The organism is Streptomyces sp. V3I7 (assembly GCF_030817495.1).
Classification (GTDB): Bacteria; Actinomycetota; Actinomycetes; order Streptomycetales; family Streptomycetaceae; genus Streptomyces.
On the sequence record NZ_JAUSZK010000001.1, the window covers coordinates 5,257,576 to 5,282,606 of the forward strand.

22 protein-coding genes are annotated in these 25,031 nt (G+C 72.0%); 9 read left to right on the forward strand and 13 right to left on the reverse strand.

Translation table 11 applies throughout. The features are described 5' to 3' along the window. The 3 genes from QFZ74_RS24470 (at nt 1) to QFZ74_RS24480 (ending at nt 2,787) form a co-directional block, all read left to right on the forward strand. Nucleotides 1-795 (forward strand): rhamnogalacturonan acetylesterase, encoded by a 795-nt coding sequence (locus QFZ74_RS24470; RefSeq protein ID WP_307622967.1) that lies wholly within the window; start codon nt 1-3, stop codon nt 793-795. Further along, nucleotides 792-1,520, forward strand: a complete 729-nt coding sequence (locus tag QFZ74_RS24475) for a hypothetical protein (RefSeq protein ID WP_307622968.1) — start codon at nt 792-794, stop codon at nt 1,518-1,520. The genes QFZ74_RS24470 and QFZ74_RS24475 overlap by 4 nt, the downstream gene beginning before the upstream one ends. 118 nt (nt 1,521-1,638) lie before the next feature. Continuing rightward, on the forward strand, nt 1,639-2,787 hold the full coding sequence (locus QFZ74_RS24480; protein ID WP_307622969.1) for a phosphodiester glycosidase family protein: 1,149 nt from the start codon (nt 1,639-1,641) through the stop codon (nt 2,785-2,787). A gap of 24 nt (nt 2,788-2,811) precedes the next feature. Here QFZ74_RS24480 and QFZ74_RS24485 read toward each other — a convergent pair whose 3' ends face one another. The 4 genes from QFZ74_RS24485 to QFZ74_RS24500 all read right to left on the reverse strand — a co-directional run bounded on the left by QFZ74_RS24485 (nt 2,812) and on the right by QFZ74_RS24500 (nt 9,468). Then, nucleotides 2,812-4,404, reverse strand: a complete 1,593-nt coding sequence (locus tag QFZ74_RS24485; protein ID WP_307622970.1) for a hypothetical protein — start codon at nt 4,402-4,404, stop codon at nt 2,812-2,814. Nucleotides 4,405-4,680: 276 nt separating this feature from the next. Beyond that, nucleotides 4,681-6,810, reverse strand: coding sequence for a 3-hydroxyacyl-CoA dehydrogenase NAD-binding domain-containing protein (locus QFZ74_RS24490; RefSeq protein ID WP_307622971.1), 2,130 nt, complete (start codon nt 6,808-6,810; stop codon nt 4,681-4,683). Beyond that, nucleotides 6,807-8,024 (reverse strand): acetyl-CoA C-acyltransferase, encoded by a 1,218-nt coding sequence (locus tag QFZ74_RS24495; protein ID WP_307622972.1) that lies wholly within the window; start codon nt 8,022-8,024, stop codon nt 6,807-6,809. The genes QFZ74_RS24490 and QFZ74_RS24495 overlap by 4 nt, the downstream gene beginning before the upstream one ends. A gap of 160 nt (nt 8,025-8,184) precedes the next feature. Beyond that, a complete protein-coding gene (locus QFZ74_RS24500; protein ID WP_307622973.1) occupies nt 8,185-9,468 on the reverse strand; it encodes a ribonuclease D in 1,284 nt (427 codons plus the stop codon). 175 nt (nt 9,469-9,643) lie between these two features. On the opposite strand from QFZ74_RS24500, the gene QFZ74_RS24505 reads away from it, so the two are divergent. Further along, nucleotides 9,644-9,958: a helix-turn-helix transcriptional regulator gene (locus QFZ74_RS24505; protein WP_307622974.1), complete on the forward strand. Its 315-nt coding sequence runs from the start codon at nt 9,644-9,646 to the stop codon at nt 9,956-9,958. Further along, nucleotides 9,955-10,365, forward strand: a complete 411-nt coding sequence (locus tag QFZ74_RS24510) for an SRPBCC domain-containing protein (RefSeq protein WP_307622975.1) — start codon at nt 9,955-9,957, stop codon at nt 10,363-10,365. Before QFZ74_RS24505 ends, QFZ74_RS24510 begins: the two co-directional genes overlap by 4 nt. A gap of 122 nt (nt 10,366-10,487) precedes the next feature. On the opposite strand, the gene QFZ74_RS24515 is transcribed toward QFZ74_RS24510, so the two are convergent. Then, nucleotides 10,488-11,150 (reverse strand): response regulator transcription factor, encoded by a 663-nt coding sequence (locus QFZ74_RS24515; protein ID WP_307622976.1) that lies wholly within the window; start codon nt 11,148-11,150, stop codon nt 10,488-10,490. A 252-nt stretch (nt 11,151-11,402) separates the two neighbouring features. Further along, on the reverse strand, nt 11,403-12,077 hold the full coding sequence (locus tag QFZ74_RS24520) for a DUF3000 domain-containing protein (protein WP_307622977.1): 675 nt from the start codon (nt 12,075-12,077) through the stop codon (nt 11,403-11,405). Nucleotides 12,078-12,172: 95 nt separating this feature from the next. Between QFZ74_RS24520 and hemE the strand changes: the two genes are divergently transcribed. Next, nucleotides 12,173-13,240 (forward strand): uroporphyrinogen decarboxylase, encoded by a 1,068-nt coding sequence (gene hemE, locus QFZ74_RS24525; RefSeq protein ID WP_307622978.1) that lies wholly within the window; start codon nt 12,173-12,175, stop codon nt 13,238-13,240. Between the two features lies 1 nt (nt 13,241). Here hemE and QFZ74_RS24530 read toward each other — a convergent pair whose 3' ends face one another. Next, a complete protein-coding gene (locus QFZ74_RS24530; RefSeq protein ID WP_307622979.1) occupies nt 13,242-14,066 on the reverse strand; it encodes a rhomboid family intramembrane serine protease in 825 nt (274 codons plus the stop codon). A 92-nt stretch (nt 14,067-14,158) separates the two neighbouring features. Here QFZ74_RS24530 and QFZ74_RS24535 point away from each other — a divergent pair, with 92 nt between their 5' ends. After that, complete coding sequence (locus tag QFZ74_RS24535) at nt 14,159-14,443, forward strand: hypothetical protein (protein WP_307622980.1); 285 nt, start codon at nt 14,159-14,161, stop codon at nt 14,441-14,443. A 23-nt stretch (nt 14,444-14,466) separates the two neighbouring features. Here QFZ74_RS24535 and QFZ74_RS24540 read toward each other — a convergent pair whose 3' ends face one another. Both QFZ74_RS24540 and QFZ74_RS24545 read right to left on the reverse strand, forming a co-directional pair. Then, entirely contained in the window at nt 14,467-15,858 is a 1,392-nt protein-coding gene (locus QFZ74_RS24540; protein ID WP_307622982.1) for an FAD-dependent oxidoreductase, read from the reverse strand. A 53-nt stretch (nt 15,859-15,911) separates the two neighbouring features. Next, nucleotides 15,912-16,874, reverse strand: a complete 963-nt coding sequence (locus QFZ74_RS24545) for a DUF4349 domain-containing protein (protein ID WP_307622983.1) — start codon at nt 16,872-16,874, stop codon at nt 15,912-15,914. Nucleotides 16,875-17,046: 172 nt separating this feature from the next. Here QFZ74_RS24545 and hemG point away from each other — a divergent pair, with 172 nt between their 5' ends. Together hemG and hemQ are read left to right on the forward strand one after the other, a co-directional pair. Further along, the gene (gene hemG, locus QFZ74_RS24550; protein WP_307622984.1) at nt 17,047-18,516 is read left to right on the forward strand and encodes a protoporphyrinogen oxidase; all 1,470 of its coding nucleotides are present in this window, start codon (nt 17,047-17,049) and stop codon (nt 18,514-18,516) included. Between the two features lie 5 nt (nt 18,517-18,521). Continuing rightward, entirely contained in the window at nt 18,522-19,262 is a 741-nt protein-coding gene (hemQ, locus tag QFZ74_RS24555) for a hydrogen peroxide-dependent heme synthase (protein ID WP_307622985.1), read from the forward strand. 45 nt (nt 19,263-19,307) lie between these two features. Here the strand turns inward: hemQ and QFZ74_RS24560 are convergent, their stop codons facing one another. The 4 genes from QFZ74_RS24560 to QFZ74_RS24575 all read right to left on the reverse strand — a co-directional run bounded on the left by QFZ74_RS24560 (nt 19,308) and on the right by QFZ74_RS24575 (nt 24,896). Continuing rightward, a complete protein-coding gene (locus QFZ74_RS24560) occupies nt 19,308-20,966 on the reverse strand; it encodes an alpha/beta hydrolase (RefSeq protein WP_307622986.1) in 1,659 nt (552 codons plus the stop codon). Between the two features lie 143 nt (nt 20,967-21,109). Further along, a complete protein-coding gene (locus QFZ74_RS24565; protein WP_307622987.1) occupies nt 21,110-21,937 on the reverse strand; it encodes a TIGR04222 domain-containing membrane protein in 828 nt (275 codons plus the stop codon). A gap of 98 nt (nt 21,938-22,035) precedes the next feature. Continuing rightward, complete coding sequence (locus QFZ74_RS24570; protein ID WP_307622988.1) at nt 22,036-23,394, reverse strand: DUF692 domain-containing protein; 1,359 nt, start codon at nt 23,392-23,394, stop codon at nt 22,036-22,038. A gap of 140 nt (nt 23,395-23,534) precedes the next feature. Next, nucleotides 23,535-24,896 (reverse strand): serine/threonine-protein kinase, encoded by a 1,362-nt coding sequence (locus QFZ74_RS24575; protein ID WP_307624266.1) that lies wholly within the window; start codon nt 24,894-24,896, stop codon nt 23,535-23,537. Nucleotides 24,897-25,031: the final 135 nt, after the last annotated feature.

Here is a 25,031-nt window from a genome sequence, read left to right on the forward strand (position 1 = left end):
ATGCGGCACATGAGGATTTTCCTGGCCGGCGACTCCAGTGTGACGAGCAGGCCGCAGAGCATGGCACCGATGGTGGGCTGGGGACAGGTACTCCAGATGTTCATCCGGTACGCCGAAGTGATCAACGCCGCCCGTGCGGGCTCCAGTTCGCGCAGCTTCAAGGAGCGCGGCCGACTCGACTGGATCCTGGAGAACATCGCCCCCGGCGACCTTCTGCTCGTGTCCTTCGGCCTCATCGACATGAAGCCTGGCGACGGCCGTTTCACTGAACCCTTCGGCGACTACCAGTGGTTCCTTCGCCAGTACGTGCACGGAGCCCGCGACCGGGGCGCGCACCCCGTGTTCGTCACCTCCCACGAACGCCGTGTCTTCGACGATCACGGCAACATGCGCCGCCCGCTCGGGCTCTACCCGACGGCCATGCGGGAACTGGCCATGAGCCTGAACGTTCCGTTCCTCGACCTCAACGCGTGGAGCGTGGACTGGTGGCGCCGCGCCGGAGCGCAGGGCACCAAGGAGCTCTTTCTCTACCTGGAGGCCGGCGAGCATCCCAACTACCCCGACGGCATAGCCGACAACACGCATCTGCGGGCCCACGGGGCCCTGGAATGCGCCCGGTTCGTGGCGCGCCGGCTACGCGCTCAGGCACTGCTCACCCCGGAGTACTTCCGGAACCTGGACGAACCGATACCGGAGAGCGCCGTCGAGTTCCTCGACGACCACGTCTTCGAGCAACTCACCAAGGAGCGTGTGGGCGGCCGGACGGCCGCGCAGGAGAGCGGGACGCTGCGATGAGCGACTGGTATCCGATCGTCCGTGCCTGGGTGACCCACCCCCAGGCGCCGCAGATCGGCGGCACGCTGGAGCTGTTCGCCGACGCCGACCCGGCCCTGCCGGTCGCCCCGGGCCAGGAGATCACGTTCACCCTCGTCGTCACGCCGACCGGGGGCGCCTTCCGGACGTACGGCTATCTCCTCGACGACTTTCTCGGCACCACAGCCGCCATGGTCCGCCATACGGGTATGAGCCACCTGACCAACGGCCGGTACGCCACCTACGCCAGCGACGCCGAGCCGCGCACCGTCACCTGCCGGGTCCGGGTCAACGCCGACGCCCAGGAGGGCGCGGTGCTCCTGCCCCGCGTCATCATCGGCCTGATGCCCGCCCAGGGCGACAAGCTGATTCCCTCGACAGCGGTCTCGGATGCGGGCTACCGGATACGGCGGCACTGGCTGCCCGGCCAGATCATCACCCTGCGCCCGGGCGGCCACGCGGTGCTGCCCGCCAGTCACAGCCCTGTCCCCGGCCTTCGCTTCATGGGCGTGGGACTGGCCCGGCACGGCATGCTCACCTGCATGCCCGACGGCAGCGTCACTTACCAGACGGACCCTGGACACCTGGGGTACGACCGGTTCGAGCTGGCCTTCGAGGACGAGCACGGCCATCGCGTGTGGTCCGAAGTGACCGTGCACATCGGCGACTTCGGGGCGTCGCCGGGCGCCCTCGCCACCTATGGCTAGAGCCCCGCGACGCCTGTGGGCCGCAGTCGCCGTCTGTCTGGCTCTGGCAGGCTGCGCCAACCCGGCGGCACCGTCCCCGGCGCCCGGGCACTCGTCCTCCGCCGTGCCGGTGCCGTCCGTGAGCGCGCTGCCCGAAGGCTTCCAGTACCAGGAGCTCACCCGGAAGCTCGGGCCGGGCAGCCCGGTACGGCTGACCGTGCTGAGTATCGCGCCCGACGCGCGGGTGCGGGTCACCGGAGTGCACGGGCCGGACATGACCCGCGCGCACACGGTCCGCTCCCTGGCCCGCGCCGCCGGTGCACTCGCCGCAGTCAACGGCACGTACTTCGACATCCACACCGGCCACGGACACTCCGGGTACGAAGGCGATCCGATCGGGCTGTACGCGGAGAACGGCAGGGTGCTGAGCGAGGCGCTCGCCGGCCGGCCGGCCCTGCTCCTCGGCCGCGACGACGGACGGCTGACCGCACGGATCGCCGATGTCTCCACCGCTGGCCGGCTGCGGGGCGTCGACGGCGCACGGCGCGAGCTCGACGGAGTCGACCGGGTCGCGGGTCGCGTCCTCGGCTGCGGCGGCGTCGGCGGCGACCGTCTCGCCACGACCGGCCGCCCCGAGGCCCAGCCGGCCGGCGGGCTGTGCACCGACCCCGACGAGGTGGTCTCCTACTCCGCCGACTGGGGCGCCGACACACCGCCCGGGCCGCCGGGCAGCACGGAGGCCCTCCTCGCGCCGGACGGCACCGTCCTGCGCACCCGCACTCCTGCGGGCGGACCGCTCCCCGCAGGCGGCAGCTCGCTCTACGGGATCTCCACCGGAGCAACCTGGTTGCTCGCCCATGCCGAGCCAGGTACGCGCCCGGCGGTGTCGCTGAGGATCACCCGCCCGGACGGGCAGGCCCTGCCCGGGCCCGTGCAGACAGCCGTGGGCGGCAGCGCCCGCTTGCTGCGCGACGGAAAGCCCGATCCGGACGCCGACCGGCTCGGCCACGGCCGCGCACCACGGACCATGGCGGCGACCACGGCCGACGGCACGCTGCTGCTGATCACGGTCGACGGCCGGGACCCCGGGCGGAGCGTCGGTGCCACCCCGGCCGAGGCGGCACGGCTGTTGCTGTCCCTCGGCGCCGTCGACGCCGTCAACCTCGACGGCGGTGGCTCCACGACGGTCGTCCTGCACGGACGGCTTCGCAACCGCCCTCGCGAAACCGAGGGCGAAGTGGTGACCGAGCGCCGTGTCGCCGACGCCCTCGCCGTGCTTCCCGAATGACGGCGACGGCGTCGGGCTTCCTGCTCAGGAAAGTGTGATGCTGCCGGCCGAGGCCGAGAAGAGAGAGCCGCCCGTGCTCATCGAGATGTACACCTCGTAATCCCCGGGAGTGGCATTCGGCAGAGCGATGCCCTTGTAGCCCGGGGTGGCGAAGTAGGCGAAGTCGTAGGTGCCGAAATCTCCCCGCCGCACGTGCGGGCGTACCACCGCGGCCTTTCCCGACATGCCGAGCCGGAACGAATAGACGGACTGCGCACCACGCAGCACGAGGTAGTAATGCGCGTGACCGTGGGAAGCGGCCTCGATCCCGTGCACGAAGAACACCCCCTCGACGTGCAGGGTCCGGTCCTTCAGCCAGCTCTTCTCCAGGGAGAAGGCGGCCTCCTGGGAGAATTGGCCGATGACGGGACGCCGGATCAGCCGCACGCGCTTCTCGTCGCCGACGAGTGCGATCTCGAGGCTGCCGAACGGCCGACGCACGTCGAAGGGGCGCCGGGCCGCGAGCTTCGCACGCCGGTCGATTCCCTCGGCGGGGCTTGCCACCCGTATGGAGAGTTCGTACACCCCGCCCGGAATCCCGGCCATCGGAACTCCGGTCTTCGCTTCCGGCTCGAATCCTCCGTCAGTGTAGTCACGGGCGAACCGGTCGAAGTAGAGGCTGTAGGTGTGCTTCGCCTCGGTCGTCGCCAGCGGGAACTCCCAATGGCGTGAGCCGCCTTCGATGATCAGGCTCTTCGTCGACTGGAATTCCCCGTGCGGCGACTCGCCGGGAATGAACGCGTGCCCGCTCAGCACCAGGTTGTTGCCGCGTATCTCCTGCTTGTTGAGTACGGCGGTCAGTGCGTCCTTGGCGCGTAGTTCGGACAGATAGCGCTGCCGCTCCGTCGGGTCGACCTGGACGTCCCCGTTCTCCACGAAGCCGAGGCGTGGTTCGGCCCCGTCGGACAGCGCGGACAGGACACCCAGCACCAGGGGGAGGTTGTAGCCCGAGACCTCGCCGTGCTGCCGCACCAGATGCGAACGCGTGCGGACCACATTGAAGTTGGCGCAGGCCCAGAAGAGCTGGAGGTGCGGGCTGATCTCCGTCTCGTACTGCTCGTCGGCCTCCGACGTGAACAGGTAGATGTTGCGGTCCTGTCCGCCGTAGGCCTTGAGCAGGTCCGGAATGGCGTGGTCGAGGATGTCGACATGGGTCTGAGGCATGTCGTTGCCGAGCATGTAGCGGCCGGTCTCCGCGCGGTCCCGCACATAACTGCCCACGAGGAACTGCGGAACGACGGTGACGATGTTCCTGAATCCGTACTTCAGTCCGTAGTAGAGAGCCGCACTTCCGCCCTTCGACACCCCGAGCAGGCTCACCCGGTCGTGCGTGATGCCGAGTCGGGACATGGTCGATTCGATGAGGTTGTGGACGGACGCCTCGATGTCGAAGTTCATCCCCCGGCACATGTAGTAGCTGTAGTGTCCGTCGAATTCGTCACGGATCCAGAGGACGTTCGCGCGCAGGCCGTTCAGTGACTTTCCGGCGAAGTGGTATCCGCCCGGCGCCGCGAACCCGGAGAAGACAACGATGAGATGGCTTACGTCACCCTCCGCGGGCCGGAACCGGTATTCCACGGGAACCGCACCTGAGGTGTCGGTTCCGGTTATCACAGCACGCCGGTCGACCGCTGCGAGATTCGATACGAGTGGAGGGAGTTCCGCGTTCATGAATGAACCTGCCCCGCTTCTGTGTGATGTCCGCCCCCGGCTTCCTCAGGGAAGCTTCGAAAGTGTATCCGGAGGTTGTTGAAGAGGCGACAGCGAGATGTGTGACCGGAAATGAGAAAGGGCCCCCGCGCACCGCGGGGGCCCTTTCTCAGATGTCCGGCCGTATGTCCGGTCGTACGTCCCTTACGCCGGCACGCTCGCCACGCCCTGCTCCAGGAACCGCTTGCCGTTCACGCGCTCCGAGACGCCCTCGCGGTCCAGGTACGGCGTGATGCCGCCCAGGTGGAAGGGCCAGCCGGCGCCGGTGATCAGGCAGAGGTCGATGTCCTGGGCCTCGGCGACGACGCCCTCGTCGAGCATGATCCCGATCTCCTGGGCGACGGCGTCGAGGACGCGGTCACGGACCTGCTCCTCCGTCAGGATGCTGTCGCCCTGCTTCAGCAGCGCGGCGACCTCCGGGTCCAGCTCCGGCTTGCCGCTGTCGTAGACGTAGAAGCCGCGCTTGCCGGCCTCGACGACCGCCTTGAGGTTCGGGGAGACCGTGAAGCGGTCCGGGAAGGCCCGGTTGAGGGTCTCCGAGACGTGCAGGCCGATCGCGGGACCGACCAGCTCGAGGAGCACCAGCGGGGACATCGGCAGACCGAGCGGCTCGACGGCCTTCTCGGCGACCTCGACCGGGGTGCCCTCGTCGATGACGTTCTGGATCTCGCCCATGAAGCGGGTCAGGATGCGGTTCACGACGAACGCCGGGGCGTCCTTGACCAGAACCGCGGTCTTCTTCAGCTTCTTGGCGACGCCGAACGCGGTCGCGAGCGAGGCGTCGTCCGTCTGCTCGCCGCGCACGATCTCCAGGAGCGGGAGGATCGCGACCGGGTTGAAGAAGTGGAAGCCCACGACCCGCTCGGGGTGCTTGAGCTTCGACGCCATCTCCGACACCGAGAGCGAGGAGGTGTTGGTGGCGAGGATCGCGTGCGCCGGGGCGACCGCCTCGACCTCCGCGAACACCTTCTGCTTGACGCCCATCTCCTCGAAGACGGCCTCGATGATGAAGTCGGCGTCCGCGAAGCCCTCGGCCTTGTCCAGGACACCGGTGACCAGCGCCTTGAGGCGGTTGGCCTTGTCCTGGTTGATCCGGCCCTTGCCGAGCAGCTTGTCGATCTCGGCGTGGACGTAGCCCACACCCTTGTCGACGCGCTCCTGGTCGATGTCGGTCAGCACGACCGGCACCTCCAGGCGGCGCAGGAACAGCAGCGCGAGCTGGCTGGCCATCAGACCGGCGCCGACGACACCGACCTTGGTGACCGGGCGGGCCAGCGACTTGTCGGGTGCGCCGGCGGGACGCTTGCCGCGCTTCTGGACGAGGTTGAACGCGTAGATGCCCGCGCGCAGTTCACCGCCCATGATCAGGTCGGCGAGCGCCTTGTCCTCGGCGTCGAAGCCCTGCTGGAGGTCGCCGTTCTTCGCCGCGGCGATGATGTCCAGGGCGCGGTAGGCGGCCGGGGCCGCGCCGTGCACCTTGGAGTCCGCGATGAAGCGGCCCTTGGCGACGGCCTGGTCCCAGGCCTCGCCGCGGTCGATGACCGGGCGCTCGACCTCGACGTCGCCCTTGAGGACGTTCGCCGTCCAGATCAGCGACTGCTCCAGGAAGTCGGCACCCTCGAACAGGGCGTCGGCGATGCCGAGTTCGAAGACCTGCTTGCCCTTGAGCTGCTTGTTCTGGTTCAGGCTGTTCTCGACGATGACCGAGACGGCCTTGTCGGCGCCGATCAGGTTCGGCAGCAGCGTGCAGCCGCCCCAGCCGGGGACCAGGCCGAGGAAGACCTCGGGCAGCGAGAACGCCGGGAGCGCCTTGGAGACGGTCCGGTAGGTGCAGTGCAGGCCGACCTCGACGCCGCCGCCCATCGCCGCGCCGTTGTAGTACGCGAAGGTCGGGACCGCGAGGCCCGAAAGGCGCTTGAAGACCTCGTGACCGCCCTTGCCGATGGCGAGCGCGTGGTCGTACTCCTTGAGGATCTCCACGCCCTTGAGGTCGGCGCCGACCGCGAAGATGAACGGCTTGCCGGTGATGCCGGCGCCGACGATCTCACCGGCCGCGGCCTCCGCCTCGACCTGGTCGATCGCGGTGTTCAGGTTCGCGAGCGAACCCGGGCCGAAGGTGGTCGGCTTGGTGTGGTCGAAGCCGTTGTCGAGCGTGATGAGCGCGAAGCGCCCGGCGCCGAACGGCAGGTCGAGGTGGCGTACGTGCGCGGACGTCACGACCTCGTCGGGGAAGAGTTCCGAAGCCTGCTTCAGAAGCTCGGTCGTGGTGCTCACTTGTCCCCCTCGAAGTGCGGGTTCTCCCAGATGACCGTCGCGCCCATGCCGAAGCCGACGCACATGGTGGTCAGGCCGTAGCGGACGTGCGGCTGCTCCTCGAACTGGCGGGCCAGCTGCGTCATCAGACGGACGCCGGAGGAGGCGAGCGGGTGACCGTAGGCGATCGCGCCGCCGTACTGGTTGACGCGCGGGTCGTCGTCGGCGATGCCGTAGTGGTCCAGGAAGGCCAGGACCTGGATGGCGAAGGCCTCGTTGATCTCGAAGAGGTTGATGTCCTCGATCGACAGGCCGGCCTGGGTGAGCGCCTTCTCCGTCGCCGGGATCGGGCCGTAGCCCATGACCTCCGGCTCGACGCCCGCGAAGGCGTACGAGACCAGGCGCATCTTGACCGGCAGGCCGTTCTCGCGGGCGAAGTCCTCGCTCGCGATGATCGACGCGGTGGCACCGTCGTTGAGACCGGCGGCGTTACCGGCGGTGACCCGGCCGTGGACGCGGAACGGCGTCTTCAGACCCGCGAGGCTCTCCATGGTCGTACCCGGACGCATCGGCTCGTCGGCCGTGACCAGGCCCCAACCGGTCTCGCCGGCTTCGGGGTTGGTGCGGCGGACCGAGATCGGCACCAGGTCCTGCTGGATCTTGCCGTCGGCGTACGCCTTGGCGGCCTTCTCCTGCGAGCGCACGGCGTACTCGTCGGCCCGCTGCTTGGTGATGTGCGGGTAACGGTCGTGCAGGTTCTCGGCGGTCATGCCCATGAACAGGGCCGACTCGTCGACGAGCTTCTCGCTCACGAACCGCGGGTTGGGGTCGACGCCCTCGCCCATGGGGTGGCGGCCCATGTGCTCGACGCCACCGGCGATGACGGCGTCGTACGCGCCGAAGGCGATGGAGCCGGCCGTGGTGGTGACGGCGGTGAGGGCACCGGCGCACATGCGGTCGATGGAGTAACCGGGGACCGACTGCGGCAGACCGGCGAGGATGCCGGCGGTGCGGCCGAGGGTCAGACCCTGGTCACCGATCTGCGTGGTCGCGGCGATGGCGACCTCGTCGATCTTCTTGGGGTCGAGACCGGGGTTGCGGCGCAGCAGCTCCCGGATCGCCTTCACGACCAGGTCGTCGGCGCGGGTCTCGTGGTAGATGCCCTTCGGACCCGCCTTGCCGAACGGGGTGCGGACGCCGTCGACGAAAACGACGTCCCTGACGGTACGAGGCACGATGGCTCTCCTCCAGGGTGCGGGGTGGCACAGCTGCGACGCGCAAGCGCCAAGCACTGAGCGCGCGCTCAGGACTCATGCTACTTGTGGGTAACGTAGCTGCACACCCCTACCCGGGTGAGCGGTGAAGGTCACACCGAGCCCGGCCCGAAGGAGCCGCCTAGGCGCCCTTGCCGGACAGCGCCTTCACCAGCACCGGAGTCACCAACTCGACCTGCCAGGGCCGAGCCCCGTAACCGACCAGCGCCGCGGCCACGGCCCCCACGTCGGCGGACGGCGGCTCCCAGCAGACCCTCCGCACCGTGTCCGGCGCGATCAGGTTCTCCTGCGGCATGGTGATCCGCTCGGCCAGCGCCGAGACGGCGGAGCGGGCGGCGGAGAGGCGGGCGGCGGCGGCCGGGTCCTTGTCGGCCCAGGCGCGCGGCGGCGGGGGACCGGTGACGGGCTGGCCGGGCTGCGGCAGGCCGGACTCCGGCAGCGCCTTGGCGCGGTCCACCGCTGCCTGCCACTGTTCGAGCTGGCGCCGGTTCATCCGCCCGAACCCGTTCAGCGCCGTGAGCGCGTGCACGTTGGCCGGGAGTGTGAGGGCCGCCTCGACGATGGCGGCGTCCCCGAGCACCTTGCCCGGCGACACGTCCCGCCGCTGGGCGATCCGGTCGCGGGCCTGCCACAGCTCCCGCACCACGGCGAGCTGCCGGCGGCGGCGCACCTTGTGCATGCCGGACGTACGCCGCCAGGGGTCCTTGCGCGGTTCGGTCGGCGGCGCCGAGGCGATCGCGTCGAACTCCTGCAGGGCCCATTCCAGCTTGCCCTGCCGGTCCAGCTCCTTCTCCAGCGCGTCGCGCAGGTCGACGAGCAGTTCGACGTCGAGGGCGGCGTAGCGCAGCCACGGCTCGGGCAGCGGACGGGTCGACCAGTCGACGGCGGAGTGGCCCTTCTCCAGGACGAAGCCCAGGACGTTCTCGACCATCGCGCCGAGACCGACGCGCGGGAAACCGGCGAGCCGTCCCGCCAGCTCGGTGTCGAACAGCCGGCCCGGCCTCATGCCTATCTCGCGCAGGCACGGCAGGTCCTGGGTGGCGGCGTGCAGCACCCACTCCACGCCCGACAGCGCCTCGCCGAGGCCGGACAGGTCGGGGCAGGCGACGGGGTCGACCAGCGCGCTCCCCGCACCCTCGCGGCGCAGCTGCACCAGATAGGCGCGCTGGCCGTAGCGATAGCCGGAGGCGCGCTCGGCGTCCACGGCGACGGGGCCGGAGCCGGCGGTGAAGGCGGCGATCACCTCGGCGAGCGTGGCCTCGTCGGCGATCACCGGCGGAATGCCCTCGCGCGGTTCGAGCAGAGGAGTCGGCGCCGCTGTCGCAGGAGACCCGCCGTCGTCCGGAGGGGTACCTCCGGTAGTGCGCAGTGGCATGTCGGCTGCGGTCTCCTGGGCGTCGGTCACATGTCAAGGGTATCGGTACGTCAGCACCGTCGGCCCGGACGTTCCCGCGACAGGGGTTGTGACCGGCCAAAACCCGTCGCGCCTCTACTTCCGTGCCGCAGGCCGACCGCGTCGGAACATCGTGACGCGTCGGAAAAGGTTGACGCGTCGGAGATTTCCGACGCATGCTGTCCTCATGCCCACCGACGTGTTCGGCGTGCTGGCCAACCCGGTACGTCGCAGACTGCTCGAGAGCCTGCGGGAAGGGCCGCGCTCCACGGGGGAGCTGGCCGCGATGTTCGAGCTCGGCAGACCCGCGGTCTCCGAGCATCTGGCGGTGCTCCGTACCGCCGGACTCGTACGCGAGGAGCCGCGCGGCCGGCACCGCTTCTACCACCTGGAGCCGGCCCGGCTCGCCGAGGTGAGCGCGTGGCTGCACCCCTTCGAGCACTACTGGAAACAGCGCCTGGACGCGCTGTCCGATCTCCTGGACGAGGACGACGAGAGATGACCGAGAACAACACCATCACCAGTGAGAAGTTCTTGCCCCACCCGCCGGCCGCGGTGTGGCGGGCCCTGACCGACCCCACGCTCCACGCCCGCTGGTGGGCCGCCGGTGACGTCAAGCCCGTCGTCGGGCACCGCTTCGCCCTCGACATGGGCAACTTCGGCAGCCAGCCCTGCGAGGTCACCGCCGTGGAGGACGAGCGCCTGCTGTCCTACCGCTTCGCCGAGGGCTCGCTCGACACCACCATCACCTGGACGCTCACGCCGGAGGGCGAGGGCACCCGTCTCGTCCTGACCCACGCGGGCTTCGACCTCGACTCCCCGATGGGCCGGCAGGCGTACGAGGGCATGGGCCGGGGCTGGCCGCAGGTCCTGAACCGCCTCGGCGCCGTGCTGGACGAGGACGCCTGAGCGCAGGCGGCACGCCCCGAGCGCAGACCGGCACGCCCTGAGCGCCCGTCGGCGGAACGTTCCCTCGACGGGTACTCAGGGCGTGCTGGGTCAGGCCGTCGGGCGCGGCGGGGGAGCGGGGGTCAGTGGATGATCCCGGTACGCAGGGCCACGGCGACCATTCCGGCGCGGTCACCGGTGCCGAGCTTGCGGGCGATGCGGGCGAGGTGGCTCTTGACGGTCAGTGCGGACAGTCCCATCGAGACGCCGATGGCCTTGTTCGACTGGCCTTCGGCGACCAGACGCAGGACCTCGACCTCGCGGCCGGACAGCTCGCGGTAGCCACCCGGGTGGCTCGGGGTACCCGGGGGGCGGCGGTGCATACGGGCGGCCGCGGCACCGATGGGGGCGGCGCCGGGGCGGGTGGGGAGGCCGATGTTGGTGCGGGTGCCGGTGACGACGTAGCCCTTGACGCCGCCGGCCAGGGCGTTGCGCACGGCACCGATGTCGTCGGCCGCGGAGAGCGCCAGCCCGTTGGGCCAGCCCGCGGCGCGGGTCTCGGACAGGAGGGTCAGGCCGGAACCGTCCGGGAGGTGGACGTCGGCGACGCAGATGTCGCGGGGGTTGCCGATGCGGGGACGAGCCTCCGCGATGGACGAGGCCTCGATGACGTCGCGCACACCGAGCGCCCACAGATGGCGGGTGACGGTGGAGCGGACGCGGGGGTCGGCCACGACCACCATGGCGGTCGGCTTGTTCGGGCGGTAGGCGACCAGGCTTGCGGGCTGCTCGAGGAGAACGGACACCAGGCCTCCTGGGGTGCGGGTCGGGGGCCGGCTCTGGGGAAGAAGCCGGGACGAACCGTGCTTTCAAGGTCACAGTCGTCTTCGGCAGTAAACCCGTCCGCCTTTAGAGAATGATCACGATCTGGTGAGTAACAATCCGTGCAATTCGGACGCGCGATCGATCATCCGAAGATCGAGTCGGTTCGGGCGCTTTCACTTACCAGATCGAAAGTGGCCGTATCGACATAGAGATCGACACTCGTCCGGTACGCGTCAGCGGGACTGCGGTCCCCTGCGCTGCGGCAGCGTCACCACCGAGGCGTCGCCCGGGGCGGCCGGCGGCAGGCCCGCGACCTGGGCGAGCAGATCGCACCAGGCGGCCAGATGGGCCGCCGCGTCCGGAACGCCGCCGAGGCCCTCGCGGGGCGTCCAGGAGGCGCGGATCTCGATCTGCGAGGCGGGCGGGCGCACAGACAGCCCGCCGAAGTGGTGCGAACTCGCCCGCGTCACCGTGCCGCTCGGCTCGCCGTACGACAGCCCGCGCGCCTGGAGCGCCCCGGTCAGCCACGACCAGCACACCTCGGGCAGCAGCGGATCGGCCGCCATCTCCGCCTCCAGCTCCGCGCGCACCAGCGTCACCAGCCGGAAGGTGCCGTGCCAGGCGTCGTGCCCGTCGGGCTCGTGCAACAGGATCAGACGTCCGTCGGCGAGATCCTGGTCGCCGTCGACGACCGCGGCTTCCACGGCGTACGCGAAGGGGGCCAGCCGCTTGGGGGCGGGCGTCGGGTCCACCTCGATCTGCGGACGCAGCCGGGCGCTCCTGAGCGCCTCCACCGCAGCCCGGAACGCCGGGGGTGCCGAAGGGTCCGTATGCCGGTCCGCCTCCCCGCCCTTCGCTTCGTCCATTCCGCCAGCGCCGTCCGACAGTCGTCCCTGAGCCGCAGCCATGCGGGGAACATTAAGGGGAACGGCGGCCCGGCGCAGGGAGAGACACCCTTAAGGCACGGGCGGGTCGACTCGCGGGGCGTGCGAGACTTTCCGACGTGAGTGCCAACGGAAGCCCTTCGGGCCAGCAGCCGACAGCCACGTACGAGAGCGCCTTCCTCAAGGCGTGCAGGCGCGAGCCCGTGCCGCACGCGCCCGTGTGGTTCATGCGCCAGGCCGGCCGCTCCCTGCCCGAGTACCGCAAGGTGCGCGAGGGCGTCCCGATGCTCGAGTCCTGCATGCGCCCGGAGCTGGTCACCGAGATCACGCTCCAGCCCGTACGCCGGCACAACGTGGACGCGGCGATCTACTTCAGCGACATCGTCGTCCCGCTCAAGGCCATCGGCATCGACCTCGACATCAAGCCCGGCGTCGGCCCGGTCGTCGAGCGCCCGATCCGCACCCGCGCCGACCTCGCGCAGCTGCGCGACCTGACCCCCGAGGACGTCTCCTACGTCACCGAGGCCATCGGCATGCTCACCGCCGAGCTGGGCGCCACCCCGCTCATCGGCTTCGCCGGCGCCCCCTTCACCCTGGCCAGCTACCTCGTCGAGGGCGGTCCCTCGCGGACGTACGAGAACGCCAAGGCGATGATGTACGGCGACCCCGAGCTGTGGGCCGACCTGCTCGACCGCCTCGCCGACATCACGGCCGGCTTCCTCAAGGTGCAGATCGAGGCCGGCGCGAGCGCGGTGCAGCTGTTCGACTCCTGGGCCGGCGCGCTCGCCCCGGCCGACTACCGCGGCTCCGTCATGCGGGCCTCGGCGAAGGTCTTCGACGCCGTCGCCGGGTACGGCGTCCCGCGCATCCACTTCGGTGTCGGCACCGGTGAGCTGCTCGGTCTGATGGGCGAGGCCGGCGCGGACGTCGTCGGCGTCGACTGGCGCGTCCCGCTGGACGAGGCCGCCCGCCGCGTCGGCCCCGGCAAGGCGCTCCAGGGCAACCTCGACCCGACCGTGCTGTTCGCCGGCACCGAGGCCGTCGAGGCCAAGGCCCGCGAGGTGCTCGACGCGGCCGCCGGTCTGGAGGGCCATGTCTTCAACCTCGGCCACGGCGTCATGCCGAACACCGACCCGGACGCGCTGACCCGCCTGGTCGACTACGTCCACTCGCGCAGCGCGCGCTGACTCACCACACCTGACGGGGCCGGGCCTGCCTGCCGAACAGCAGGCGGCGCGGTTCCGGCGGGGGTGGCGTGCCCGGCTTGAGCGGCAGCGCCAGCAGCATGCCCGCCACGAAGCCGACCACATGGGCCGCGTAGGCCACCGTGCCGGTGCCGGAGACGCCGTGGCCGGACGAGTACACCGCCTGCAGCCCGAACCAGAAGCCCAGCACCAGCCAGGCGGGCAGCCGCAGCGGCAGGAAGACCAGGAACGGGACCAGCACCCACACCCTGGCCCTCGGGTACAGCACCAGATAGGCGCCCAGGACACCGGCGATCGCCCCGGACGCGCCGATCAGCGGATCGCTCGACGTGTCGTTGAGCAGCGCGAAGCCGTAACCGGCCGCGTAGCCGCAGACGACGTAGAAGAGGAAGTAGCGGATGTGGCCCATCCGGTCCTCGACGTTGTTGCCGAAGATCAGCAGGAACAGCATGTTGCCGAGCAGGTGCAGCCAGCCGCCGTGCAGGAACATCGCCGTGAAGACCGACAGGGGCGGGGACTTGTCGTAGCCCGGCGGCCCGACCACGCAGCCCGGTCCGTGCGGACCCACGCCCACCGCGCCCGTCGGGACCACCCGGGGCAGCTGATCGTGGATCAGCTCGCGCGGCACCGCCGCGTAGTGGTCCATGAAGGCCTGGAGATGGCACAGCTGGGCCAGATGGCTGTCCCCGGCCACCGCCCCGGACATGCCGGGCGTGACCAGGAACACGAGCACGTTCGCGGCGATCAGCGCGTACGTCACCCAGGGGGTGCGCCGCGCGGGGTTCACGTCATGGACCGGGATGACCACACAGGAGTACTGCCCCCGAAACGGTGCCCGAACCGGTGAACGCCGTCACGCGCGCGTGCGTATGTGTCCTCAACCGACGTGAGGACCATGCCATGAGCGACCGAGTCACCCCTCAGATGCAGGCCCTGCCCGACGGCGAGGCGGAGATCTCCCTGGTCGTGCGACTCCCCTGGGAGGACGTCGCGCGGCTCGGTCAGGAGGCGGGACGGCTCGCCTCGCAGATGCAGCGGCCGGTGACGCTGGACGAGGCCGTCAGCCACCGGCTGCGCTCCACTCGCCCGTCGGCCTCGCACGCCAGGCCGGCTGGGGAGCAGCCGTCGGCGATGACGTCCAGCACGTCGCTGGCCTCGCTGCCGCGGATCAGCGGGACCGCCTAGGCACACGGGCCGCCCCCCCGGCGTCACGGCGTCTCGTGCACCTTCGCCGCCGCCTTGCGGGCCGCGACCAGCACCGGGTCCCACACCGGTGAGAACGGCGGGGCGTAGCCCAGGTCCAGGGCGGTCATCTCCTCCACCGTCATCCGCGCGGTCAGCGCCACCGCGGCGACGTCGACGCGCTTGGCCGCGCCCTCCCGGCCGACGATCTGCACGCCCAGCAGCCGGCCCGTGCCGCGTTCGGCGAGCATCTTCACCGTCATCGGGCTGGAGCCGGGGTAGTACCCGGCGCGGCTCGTCGACTCGATCGTGGCCGTGACGAAGGACAGGCCGAGCCGCCGCGCGTCCTTCTCACGCAGCCCGGTGCGCGCGATCTCCAGGTCGCACACCTTGCTGACCGCCGTGCCGACCACGCCTGGGAACGTGGCGTGCCCGCCGCCGACGACCGTGCCGATGACCTGCCCGTGCTTGTTGGCGTGGGTGCCGAGCGGGACGTACCGCTCCTGGCCCGAGACCAGGTCGTGCACCTCGACGCAGTCGCCGCCGGCCCAGATGTTCTCGTGCCCGCGCACCCGCATCGTGCGGTCGGTGAGCAGCCCGCCGTGGTCGCCGAGGGGCAGCCCCGCCGCGCGCGCGAGTCCGGTCTCGGGGCGTACGCCGATGCCCAGAACGACCACGTCCGCCGGGTACTCGGCGTCGTCCGTGGCCACCGCGCGCACCCGGCCCTCCCTCCCGGTGAGCAGCTTCGTGACGTCCGCATCGTTGACCATCGTGATGCCCAGGCCCTCCATGGCGCGGTGCACCAGGCACCCCATGTCCGGGTCCAGCGTGGACATGGGCTCCGCGCCGCGGTTGACGACCGTCACCGCGTAGCCGCGCTTGACCAGCGCCTCCGCCATCTCGACGCCGATGTACCCGGCGCCGACGACGACCGCGCGCCGGCCCTCGGCGTGCTCCAGGCTGTCCAGCAGGGCCTGCCCGTCGTCGAGGGTCTGTACGCCGTTCACCCCGGGGGCGTCGACGCCCGGCATGTCCGGGCGGACCGGGCGGGCCCCGGTGGCGATCACCAGTCGGTCGTACGGCGTCCAGGACTCGGTACCGGAAACGGCGTCCCGCGCGCGGACGCGCCGCCGCTCCACGTCGATCTCGACGACCTCGGTACGCAGCCGTACGTCGATGTCCCGCGCGCGGTGCTGCTCGGGCGAGCGCGCGACGAGCAGGTCCCGCTCCGGGACGTCGCCGCTCACCCAGTACGGGATGCCGCACGCCGAGAAGGAGGTGAAGTGGCCGCGCTCGAACGCCACGATCTCCAGCTCGTCCGGCCCCCGCATCCGGCGCGCCTGCGACGCCGCGGACATGCCCGCGGCGTCGCCGCCGATCACGACCAGCCGTTCCGTTCCCGCCCGCCCACCGTTCATGCGAACACGCTACGGGCACGCGGTACTTCTGTCCGGTCGGCCCTGCCCTCCCGTCAGTCCTCGTCGTCGTCCGGCACCGGGCGCGCCATCGGCAGCGGGCCCGGCGCGGCGGGTGCCGGGGCGGTCGGTGCCGCGGCGGCCGGGCGTGCCAGGCGCGGGCGGACGAACCGCGCCCACAGGAAGGCGATCAGGCCCGCCAGCACGGCGAACGGCAGGACGGCGCCCAGGACGAGGGTGATCCAGCGCAGCATCGTGACGAAGACGTGCCAGCCGCCGGACACCGCGTCCAGGAAGCTCGGGGTGTCGTCCTTCGCGGCGCCCTTCACCGGCGTCTCGGTCAGGGTCAGGGTGATGGTGGCCACGCTCGTCCGGTCCTTCAGGGACGCCTGCTGGGCGAGCAGCGCCTCCAGGTTCGCCTCACGGGTGCTCAACTCCCCTTCCAGCGCGACCACATCGCTCAGCCGGGTCGCCTTGTCCATCAGCTCCCGCACCCGGGCCACGCTGGCCCGCTGCGACTTGATACGGCTCTCCACGTCCACGACCTGGTCGCTGACGTCCTTGGCCGACGCGGTCCGGCTGATCAGCTTGCCCGCGCCCTGGAGCCCGTTCAGCACCTCGTCGTAGGCGGCGGTGGGCACGCGCAGGACGACACGGGTGCGCTCGTGGCCGTCGCTGTCCCGGTTGGTGTTCTCGTCGCCGACGTAGCCGCCCGCGTTCTCGGCGGTGGTGCGGGCGTCGGCCAGGGCCGCGGAGGCGTCCTTGACCCGCACGGTCAGGGAGGCGGTGCGGATGATGCCGTTCGGGGTGAGCCGGGGCGACTCGACGGTCGGGCCGCCCCCCGACTTGCCGTCGGAGTCGCCGCCCGCGCCCGGTCGGCCGGCGCTCGCGGCGTCAGCGGTTTTGGCGCCCGAGGAGTCCGAGCCCGCGCTGCACCCGGCGAGCGCGAGGGAGGCGGCGATCAGGACGCCGGTCAGGGCCCGGACGGGTACGGGTCGTACGGAGTGTCGTGCGCGCATGGTGGCGGTCCCCCCAAGGGTGGTGACGACTGTCGCTAGCTTCGACGGACGAGCCCGTCCGGACGTTGGCCAGAAACGGTCCCGATGCGGTCACGGTCCGGACTCGCGGCGGACACCGGCCCGCGCCGGGCGCCCGAGCCGGACTGTCAGTGGCGTTTGAGAGAGTGGGGACATGAGCGCAACGGGTACGAGCACCAGGCACGTCGTCGTCATCGGAGCGGGCGTCGCCGGGCTGGCCGCCGCCCACCGGCTGCTCGGACGCGGCGCGCGGGTGACCGTACTGGAGGCGTCCGACCGGGTCGGCGGCAAGCTGTTGCCGGGCGAGATCGCGGGCGTCCGCGTCGACCTGGGCGCCGAGTCGATGCTGGCCCGCAGGCCCGAGGCGCTCGCCCTGGCCCGCGAGGTGGGACTGGCTGACCGCCTCCAGCCGCCCGCCAGCTCGACGGCCTCGATCTGGACCCGCGGCGCCCTGCGCCCGATGCCCAAGGGCCATGTGATGGGCGTCCCCGGGACCGCCGCCGCCCTCTCCGGCGTTCTGTCCGCCGAGGGCCTCGCCCGTATCGAGCGCGACGCAGGCCTGCCTCGTACGGAGGTCGGCGACGACGTGGCCGTGGGGGAGTACGTGGCGGCCCGCCTCGGCCGCGAGGTCGTCGACCGGCTCGTCGAGCCCCTGCTCGGCGGGGTCTACGCGGGCGACGCGTACCGCATCTCGATGCGCTCGGCGGTCCCCCAGCTCTACCAGGCCGCGCTGACCCACGACTCGCTCACGGAGGCCGTCCGCGGCATCCAGGCGAAGGCGGCCGCGAGCCGGCAGACCGGCCCCGTCTTCATGGGCATCGAGGGCGGCGTGGGCCAACTGCCGCTCGCCGTCGCGGAGTCGGTACGCGCGCGTGGCGGCGAGATACTCACCGGGACGCCCGTGACGGAGCTGCGGCGGACCGGGCCGGCGAACGCGCACCCCGCCTGGCGCGTGGTCGCCGGGGACCGGGTGCTGGACGCGGACGCCGTCGTCGTCGCGCTGCCCGCCCCGGCCGCCGCCCGGCTGCTGGGCGCGGAAGCCCCCGCCGCCGCTGCCGACCTCGCCGCCGTCGAGTACGCCTCGATGGCCCTGGTCACCCTCGCCTGCCGCCGAGCCGACCTCACCCTCCCCGAGGGCAGCAGCGGCTTCCTCGTCCCGCCCGTCGACGGACGCACGATCAAGGCATCGACGTTCGCCTCCCAGAAGTGGGGCTGGATCGCCGACGAGGACCCGGACGTGGTCGTGCTGCGCACCTCCGTCGGCCGGTACGGCGAGACGGAGATCCTCGGGCGGGACGACGCGGAGCTGGTGGACGTCTCCCGGCACGACCTGCGCGCGGCCACCGGCCTGGACGCCACGCCCCTGGAGACCCGCGTGACCCGCTGGACCGACGGCCTGCCCCAGTACCCGGTCGGCCACCACGCGCGCGTGGCCCGCATCCGCGAGCACGTCGCGAAGCTGCCCGGGCTCGCGGTCTGCGGCGCGCAGTACGACGGCGTCGGCATCCCGGCGTGCATCGCGAGCGCGTACGCCGCGGTGGACCAGCTCGACGGTGATCTGCGCCGTGTGGAGGAGCTCACCGCCCACCCGGTACAGAGCTTGCACGGCGGAGCGGGAGAATGAGTGACATGAGTGACGACGCCCCCACCACCGCGACGCCCCAGTCCGGCAGGATCCCGAACAAGGGCAAGCTGGCCAAGGACCTCAACGAGGTCATCCGCTACACCCTGTGGTCCGTCTTCAGGCTGAAGGACGTACTGCCCGAGGACCGCGCCGGTTACGCCGAGGAGGTCCAGGAGCTGTTCGACCAGCTCGCCGCCAAGGACGTGACCATCCGCGGCACCTACGACGTCTCCGGCCTGCGCGCCGACGCGGACCTCATGATCTGGTGGCACGCGGAGACCAGCGACCAGCTCCAGGAGGCGTACAACCTCTTCCGCCGCACGAAGCTGGGCCGCGCGCTGGAGCCGGTCTGGTCGAACATGGCGCTGCACCGCCCCGCCGAGTTCAACCGCGCGCACATCCCGGCGTTCCTCGCCGACGAGACGCCGCGCAACTACGTCAGCGTCTACCCCTTCGTGCGCTCCTACGACTGGTACCTGCTGCCCGACGAGGACCGCCGCCGTATGCTCGCCGACCACGGCAAGATGGCCCGCGGCTACCCCGACGTCCGCGCCAACACGGTCGCCTCGTTCTCGCTGGGCGACTACGAGTGGATGCTGGCCTTCGAGGCCGACGAGCTGTACCGCATCGTCGACCTCATGCGCCACCTGCGCGCGTCCGAGGCCCGTATGCACGTCCGCGAGGAGGTCCCGTTCTTCACGGGCCGCCGCAAGGACATGTCGGAACTGGTCGCCGGCCTCGCCTGAGCGGCGGCCGCATCGGCCGCACCGGCCGCTCTCGGGACGCGCTGATCAGCGGGGCTCGGCCTTGCCCTTCAGCGCGTCCCGCACGGCCTGCGTGCCGGCGGTGTCCCCGGCCGCCGCCGGCTGGTGCTCCGGCTTCGGCTCGGGATGCCCGGCGCAGGCCGCCCGCCGCGCCGGGAGCCGGCCCTCAAGCAGATACGCGTCCAAGTACGCGTTGACGCACTTGTTCGGGCCGCCCGCGACCCCGTGCGTGCCCGAGTCCCGCTCGGTCACCAGCACCGAGTCGGCCAGCCGCCGGTTCATCTCCAGCGCGCCGTCGTACGGCGTCGCCGCGTCGCGCTCGGCGGCCAGGATCAGCGTCGGCGCCAGCTCACCGGGCCCGGTGCGCACGTCGACGGGCTGCTGCCGGGGCGCGGGCCAGTAGGCGCACGGCAGGTTCATCCAGACGTTGTCCCAGGTCTCGAAGGGCGCCACGCGCGCGAGCCGCGTGTTGTCGCGGTCCCACACCTTCCAGTCCGTCGGCCAGGGAGCGTCGTTGCACTCGACCGCGCTGTACACCGCGCTGCCGTTCTCGGCCTCTGCGGCCGTCTCCGGACTGGGCGAGGCCAGCCGCACCAGCGGCTCCGGGTCGCCCTTCAGATACGCCGACAGCGCCTGAGCCCGGCTCGGCCAGAAGTCGTCGTAGTACCCGGCCGCCAGGAAAGCGCCCTGCAACTGCGCCGGACCGACCTTGCCGCCCGCGGCCTTCGTGGCCAGCTGACGGCGCGCCGTCTCGTAGGAGCGCCGCACGTCCGCGGCCGTGCGGCCGAGCCCGTACACGTCGTCGTGCCGGGCGATCCACTCGCGGAAGTCCGTCCAGCGGCTCTCGAACGCGGCCGACTGGTCGAGGTTGTTGCGGTACCAGATCTTCTCGGGGTCCGGGTTCACCGCCGAGTCCAGCACCATCCGCCGCACGTGCGAGGGGAACAGCGTCGCGTACACGGCCCCGAAGTAGGTGCCGTACGAGGCGCCCATGAAGGTCAGCCTCTCCTCCATCAGCGCCGCGCGCAGGACGTCCAGGTCACGGGCGTTGTTGAGCGAGTTGTAGTACCGCAGCGCGCTCCCGGTGCGTTCGGCGCAGCCGCGGGCGTACGCCTTCGCCTGCGCGATGCGCTCCTTCTTGTACGCCTCGGTGGGGTGGGTCGGCGACAGCGAGGGCGCCTTGTAGTACTTCTTGGGGTCCTCGCAGGACAGCGGCGCCGATGCGCCCACCCCGCGCGGGGCGTAGCCGACCAGGTCGTACGCGGCCGCGATCCGCTTCCACTCCGGCAGCCGGCCGGCCAGCGGGAAGTCCAGTCCGGCGGCGCCCGGGCCGCCCGGGTTGAAGACGAGGACACCCTGACGGGGCACCCTGCGCTTGCTGTTGTGCGGGTCCTTGTGGGTGGCCCGCATCCGGCTGACGGTCAGCGTGATCTGCTCGCCCTTCGGGCGGGCGTAGTCCAGCGGGACGCGCACCGTGCCGCACTCCAGGCCGTCCCCGCGCTGTTCGGCGGGGCACGCGCCGAAGTCGATGCCGGCCGCCCGCGCGCGAGCGGCCGCCACCGCCGTGCCGCGCGCCTCGGCCGCCTGCCGGGCGGCGGGCGCGGCGGGCGCGCCACCGGCCGGGGCGACGGTGAGGGTGGTCAGGAGCAAGGACCCGGCGGCCGAGTAGAGGGCGGCAGCTCTCATCGCGTATCCCTTCGCTGCACGTGGGCGACGGCACGAACAGCGGTCGCCTCGCACAAGGGATGGTTCGTCCGGCCGTTGACGAAGGCAAGCACCGCCCGTCGGTGTCGGCGCCAATGCCCCAAGTGCGCCCCCTGGGCGAGCCCTCACTCCCGCCAGGGCTGGTCGCGGTGCGTGAACGCGGCCCGCAGTTCGGGCTCGCCGATCGCGCGGATGCCGCGTACGGCGATGGAGGTGAGGTACGACCGGTCGTCGCCTCCCGCGGGGCCGCCGCCTCCCGCGGGGCCGCCGCCTCCCGCGGAGCCGCCGCTGTCCTCGCTCAGCGCGCCGAGCAGTTTCTGCCCGGCGGGGGAGGCCCAGCGCGAGTACGGGTGCGCCTCGACGCGGGCGATCGCGAGACAGCTCAGCGTCAGCACGAGCGGCAGCGCGAACCACAGGGCGATCAGATGGCGCGGCATCTCGCTCTGCGCGGGCATCAGCAGCGCCGTCAGGCCCAGCGCCAGCACGACGACGGAGGCGGCGCGCACCTGGCCCATCCCGGACGCGACGGTCGTACGGGCCTCGTCCGGTACCGCGAGGCCCGCGCGCACCAGTCGGTCGGCGAGCCCGCGCACGGCGCCCGCGGCCGCCGCGGCGGACCGCACCGGCTGTATGCGGCACTGTCCCCCGGGACCGATCGCGCCTATCACCGACCGCTCGATGTCGTCCCGGCCCAGCGGGTCGACGACGGTCGCCCAGCCGGTGTGCGCGAGCAGCAGCCGCCGCTGCCGCGCCATGGACACCAGCGTGAGGTCGGCGACCCGCGCGGGCCCGCCCGACAGGAACGCCGCCTCGTAGAGCGTCAGATCGCGCTCGCCGTGCACGACCGGTTCGTCGGCGGGAACGGCGGCCGCCCGGACGGCGGCCAGGCACAGCCGCGCACAGGCCGCACCGGCGACGGCCCAGGCCAGCAGCAGGAGAAGGACCCAGAACATGACGCGTTTGTATGCCGGCGGCCTGGTGAAAATCCATGCCTTTCCCGCCCGTCCCGACGGAGTGTTGCCGAGATGTGACGTTCCGTGTGCCGCTCGGCTCAGGAAGCGGGCCGGGAAAGGGAGTTGAGAGCGGGCCGGACGGCAGCGCCGCGCAGCCCGATCCGCGACCACACCCTCCGGGTCGCCCGCGCCGCGCGCACGAGCGGCCGCCGGGAGTACGGCACCGGCCCGGACCGCTCCCGCCACCAGTCCCGCAACTCCCGCAGCGCCACCGGGTCCTGCGGCGGATCCGTCCGCAGCAGGTGCCCGGCGAAGTCCAGCGCGTCGCGCCGGTAGCCGCCGGTCATGGGGTGGCGCCGGGCGTAGTCGAGGAACGCCCGCCGGTACGACTCGCCCAGGATCTCGGGCAGTTCGGGCGCGACGTCGGCCACCACGTCCGCCCGCTTCCCGGCCAGCGCACGCGCCTGTACGCCCATGCGCACCCGGTCGAAGCCCTCGGGGACGGGCGTACCGGCGACCAGCGCGGACAGCACCGCGGCCTGCGCGAGGCCGAGTTGTTCGCGGGCGGGTTCGGTGACCGGCGGACGAGAGGGCCCGGCGGCCGAACGCTCCGGCGCGGTGCCGGGCTTGGCACGCCCCACCGACACGGCCTCCCGGACGGCCCCCAACTCGCCTTCCAGCTCGGTGGGTTCGGGGAAGTTGTCGTCGCGCTCCAGCAGCACCCCGGGCGGCGCCACCCGTGAGGCGAGGTCGGTCAGGATGTCGAGGACCGGTCGGGGGACGGGGTGGGCGTGGCTGTCGTGCCAGACGCCGTCGCGCTCGAAGCCGCCCGCGACGTGGACGTACGCGAGGGCCTCCAGGGGCAGTTCGGCGAGCGCCCGGGCCGGGTCCTCGCCCCGGTTGACGTGGTTGGTGTGCAGGTTGGCCACGTCGATCAGCAGGCGTACGCCGGTCCGGTCGGCCAGTTCGTACAGGAACTGGCCCTCGGTCAGCTCCTCGCCGGGCCAGGAGATCAGCGCGGCGATGTTCTCCAGGGCGAGCGGCACGGGCAGGGCGTCCTGCGCGATGCGCACGTTCGCGCACAGCACGTCGAGGGCGTCCCGGGTGCGCGGCACCGGGAGCAGATGGCCCGCCTCCAGGTGAGGGGTGGCGGTCAGCGCCCCGCCCGCGCGGACGAACGCGATGTGCTCGGTGACGAGCGGCGACCCGAGCGCCGTCGCCCGCTCGGCGAGGGCGGCCAGCCGTCCCTCGTCGGGCCGGCCGGCGCCGCCGAGACCGAGGGAGACGCCGTGCGGGACGACGGTGACCCCGCGCCCGCGCAGCCGCAGCAGGGAGTCGGGGAAGCGGCCGGGGCACACGTTCTCCGCCACCACCTCGACCCAGTCGATGCCCGGCATCCGTTCCACGGCGTCCGCGATCTCCGGCCGCCAGCCGATGCCCGTCCCCAGTTCCGCCATCGCGCTTCCCCCTCCGGTACGTGACCGGGGTATGGCCCGGGTCTCCGGACCCGAACCGCGCTCACCCCGCCTTCAGAGCAACATTTGAGGTTCGTCGGCGAAGGCGAAGGCGAGGGCGACGGCTAGGGCGCCGATGTCGTTCAGTCCTTGCCGCCCTTGCGGTGGCCGCCGTGGCCGTCCTTGCCCTGGTGGTCGTCTCCGTTCTCATCCAGGCTGTCGGACGCGGTCCTCGGGCCCGCGGTCGGCGGGATGCTCGGCTGGGAGGCCTGGGCGGGGGCCGTGGTGCCGGGCTGGTCGAGCGGGGGCGTCTCCGCCGCGCCGCGGTCGGGGGAGAACCACGCCATGCCGACCAGCAGCGCCGCGACGAACAGTGCGGCTCCGGCGGCCGTCCCGATCACCCTCGGCCGGCGCCGGACCGAGTCCGTCACGCTCGGCCGCTGCTGCCGGCGCCGCGACCGGTGGGGGGAGGCGGAGCCCCCGGCCACGGACGGAAGCGCGTACACGGTCGCGGCCCCACGGCTCGCCCCGCCCCGGGTACCTCCGTTGCTCCGGGCACCCCCGCCGCCGCGCGTACCGCCACTGCTCCGGGAGCCCCCGCCGCTCCGGTGCCGCGCGGCAGGGGTCGGCGGGGCGGGCGTACGCGCCGTCGTCGGCAGGGTGGGCGGCACGGCGGCGGGAAGGGGCTCGGGCTCGCCTCGCCAGGCTCCCGCGGAGAACCACTCGGCCGCCTGACGGGCCGTCGGGCGTTCCTCGGGCTTCTTGGCGAGCAGGCTGAGCAGGTAGCTCTCGAACGCGGGCGACAGGGCGACACCGAGCTCGCGCGGCGGTACGGGGGCCTGGTCGAGGTGCTGGTGGAGCACCGCGACGGCGCTGTCGGCGTGGAACGGCGGGCGTCCGGTGAGGAGTTGGTAGAGCAGACAGCCCAGCGAGTAGACGTCCGAGGGCGGTCCGGCCGGCTTGCCCAGGGCGCGCTCGGGGGCGAGGTACAGGCTCGTCCCGACGATCTGCCCGGTCGCGGTGAGCGCGGCGTTCGGGTCGTCCACGAAGCGCGCGATGCCGAAGTCGCCGATCTTGACGTTGCCGTCGGCGTCGACGAGCAGGTTGCCGGGTTTGATGTCCCGGTGGACGATGCCCTGTTCGTGCGCGACGGCGAGACCGGCGGCCGCCTGCGCCGCCATGCGGGCCACCTGCTCGGCGGGCAGCGTGCCCGCTCCGGAGAGGACCTGGGCGAGGCTGTCGCCGTCGACCAGCTCCATCACGAGGAACAGGCGGCCCTCCTGCTCGCCGAAGTCGAGGACCCCGACCACGTGGGGGTGGCTGAGCCGGCCCGCGGTCTCGGCCTCCAGGCGGAACCGGGAGGCGGCGGTGGGGTCGCCGTCCTGCGAGAGGAGGAGTTTGACCGCGACGGCTCTGCCGAGCAGCTCGTCCTGCGCCCGCCAGACCTCTCCCATCGCGCCGCGCCCGATGGCCGTGTGCAGCCGATACCGGCCCGCTATCAGCACCTGTTGCTTCATCCTCATGCCGTGAGACGACTCGACCGCTGCCGGCCATGTCCCTGGTGAGGGAGCAGTGAAGGGGTGCCGCAGCAGCCCCAGCCTACTGGCACCCAGGGGTCGCCGATGACACAGGATCAGAAC

What these genes read in the sequence shown, in the direction of transcription:
- QFZ74_RS24470 (WP_307622967.1), top strand. Translation starts at nt 1, where the DNA reads ATGCGGCACATGAGGATTTTCCTGGCCGGCGACTCCAGTGTGACGAGC.
- QFZ74_RS24475 (WP_307622968.1), top strand. Translation starts at nt 792, where the DNA reads ATGAGCGACTGGTATCCGATCGTCCGTGCCTGGGTGACCCACCCCCAG.
- QFZ74_RS24505 (WP_307622974.1), top strand. Translation starts at nt 9,644, where the DNA reads ATGCCCACCGACGTGTTCGGCGTGCTGGCCAACCCGGTACGTCGCAGA.
- QFZ74_RS24510 (WP_307622975.1), top strand. Translation starts at nt 9,955, where the DNA reads ATGACCGAGAACAACACCATCACCAGTGAGAAGTTCTTGCCCCACCCG.
- QFZ74_RS24520 (WP_307622977.1), bottom strand. Translation starts at nt 12,077, where the DNA reads ATGGCTGCGGCTCAGGGACGACTGTCGGACGGCGCTGGCGGAATGGAC.
- QFZ74_RS24535 (WP_307622980.1), top strand. Translation starts at nt 14,159, where the DNA reads ATGAGCGACCGAGTCACCCCTCAGATGCAGGCCCTGCCCGACGGCGAG.
- QFZ74_RS24540 (WP_307622982.1), bottom strand. Translation starts at nt 15,858, where the DNA reads ATGAACGGTGGGCGGGCGGGAACGGAACGGCTGGTCGTGATCGGCGGC.
- QFZ74_RS24545 (WP_307622983.1), bottom strand. Translation starts at nt 16,874, where the DNA reads ATGCGCGCACGACACTCCGTACGACCCGTACCCGTCCGGGCCCTGACC.
- hemG (WP_307622984.1), top strand. Translation starts at nt 17,047, where the DNA reads ATGAGCGCAACGGGTACGAGCACCAGGCACGTCGTCGTCATCGGAGCG.
- hemQ (WP_307622985.1), top strand. Translation starts at nt 18,522, where the DNA reads ATGAGTGACGACGCCCCCACCACCGCGACGCCCCAGTCCGGCAGGATC.
- QFZ74_RS24560 (WP_307622986.1), bottom strand. Translation starts at nt 20,966, where the DNA reads ATGAGAGCTGCCGCCCTCTACTCGGCCGCCGGGTCCTTGCTCCTGACC.
- QFZ74_RS24565 (WP_307622987.1), bottom strand. Translation starts at nt 21,937, where the DNA reads ATGTTCTGGGTCCTTCTCCTGCTGCTGGCCTGGGCCGTCGCCGGTGCG.
- QFZ74_RS24570 (WP_307622988.1), bottom strand. Translation starts at nt 23,394, where the DNA reads ATGGCGGAACTGGGGACGGGCATCGGCTGGCGGCCGGAGATCGCGGAC.